This window comes from Bacillus sp. EB01, from assembly GCF_000613125.1.
Lineage (GTDB): Bacteria > Bacillota > Bacilli > Bacillales > Cytobacillaceae > Bacillus_D.
On the sequence record NZ_HG964497.1, the window covers coordinates 2,426,573 to 2,427,748 of the forward strand.

The window sequence follows — 1,176 nt, forward strand, 5'->3', positions numbered from 1 at the left end:
CGTTCCCTCCTGAGTGGATCCTGAGTACGGCCGGACACGTGAAATCCGGTCGGAATCCGGGAGGACCATCTCCCAAGGCTAAATACTCCCTAGTGACCGATAGTGAACCAGTACCGTGAGGGAAAGGTGAAAAGCACCCCGGAAGGGGAGTGAAAAAGATCCTGAAACCGTGTGCCTACAAGTAGTCAGAGCCCGTTCATGGGTGATGGCGTGCCTTTTGTAGAATGAACCGGCGAGTTACGGTCCCATGCAAGGTTAAGCTGAAAAAGCGGAGCCGCAGCGAAAGCGAGTCTGAATAGGGCGAATGAGTATGTGGCCGTAGACCCGAAACCAGGTGATCTACCCATGTCCAGGGTGAAGGTAGGGTAACACCTACTGGAGGCCCGAACCCACGCACGTTGAAAAGTGCGGGGATGAGGTGTGGGTAGCGGAGAAATTCCAATCGAACTTGGAGATAGCTGGTTCTCTCCGAAATAGCTTTAGGGCTAGCCTCACGTTGTAAGAGTCTTGGAGGTAGAGCACTGTTTGGACTAGGGGCCCCCATCGGGTTACCGAATTCAGACAAACTCCGAATGCCAAAGACTTATCCGTGGGAGTCAGACTGCGAGTGATAAGATCCGTAGTCAAAAGGGAAACAGCCCAGACCACCAGCTAAGGTCCCAAAGTATACGTTAAGTGGAAAAGGATGTGGAGTTGCTTAGACAACCAGGATGTTGGCTTAGAAGCAGCCATCATTTAAAGAGTGCGTAATAGCTCACTGGTCGAGTGACTCTGCGCCGAAAATGTACCGGGGCTAAACGTATCACCGAAGCTGTGGGTGGACACCTTATGGTGTCCGCGGTAGGAGAGCGTTCCAAGGGCGTCGAAGCAAGACCGGAAGGACTTGTGGAGCGCTTGGAAGTGAGAATGCCGGTATGAGTAGCGAAAGATGGGTGAGAATCCCATCCACCGAATGCCTAAGGTTTCCTGAGGAAGGCTCGTCCGCTCAGGGTTAGTCGGGACCTAAGCCGAGGCCGAAAGGCGTAGGCGATGGACAACAGGTTGATATTCCTGTACCACCTCTTCATCGTTTGAGCAATGGGGGGACGCAGGAGGATAGGGTAAGCGCACTATTGGACATGTGCGTCTAAGCAGTTAGGCTGGGAAGCAGGCAAATCCACTTCCCGTGAAGGCTGA

General features: G+C 53.2%; 2 other annotated features.

From position 1 onward, the window contains the following. The first annotated feature begins 184 nt into the window (after window positions 1–184). Window positions 185–914: a sequence feature (23S ribosomal RNA rRNA prediction is too short), on the plus strand. 48 nt (window positions 915–962) lie between these two features. Continuing rightward, window positions 963–1,176: a sequence feature (23S ribosomal RNA rRNA prediction is too short), on the plus strand.